Annotated in this window: 1 pseudogene; it reads right to left on the bottom strand. The window is 45.5% G+C overall.

The annotated features are described in order from the left end of the window. Positions 1-558 (bottom strand): annotated as a pseudogene (locus R7P74_RS28380) (phospholipase D family protein); the annotation flags it as partial.

Below are 558 nucleotides of genomic sequence, written 5' to 3'. Positions count from 1 at the left end.
GCACGAAAGAGTGCTCAACACTTTTTAATAGCTCGGTTAAGTTTCCGACTAACTGACTATCGTGTGTCGTAACTTTATCTGGCAAATCGAACCAAACTTGTCCATCACCCCAGTACAAGTTCAGTTTGCCTTGTTTGAGATCTTGATACATATCCAAGGCGGTAAAATCGTATCGGCCAGAAGAGAATTTTTCTTGCAAGTTCAGTTTGGTGACTTGTTTTTGAATCGCGGCATCGGAGACGCTTTGAGATTCTGGCGATATCCACTCCATCGGCACGGCGTGTACGCTGTTCCAATAAAGATCAAACTGATCCGCCGTTTGCTGCACGGCTTCCCCGTAGAGCAGTAAATCGAAGTCGCCGAACTCTACTTCTGATTCAAAAGAGAAATACTCGTTACCAATATTTCGTCCACCGACAATCGCAGAGACACTGTCAGCAATCAGCGATTTATTGTGCATTCGGCGGTTCAGACGTTCGAAGTCACTGGTTAACGCAAAGATTCGTGCAGAGCGGTATTGATGAGGATTGAACAGGCGTATTTCAATATTGGGGTGCG

This window comes from Vibrio sp. 2033 (genome assembly GCF_033339735.1).
The sequence above is the reverse complement of the archived record's forward strand: the minus strand, read 5'-3'. Positions and strand labels throughout refer to the sequence as shown.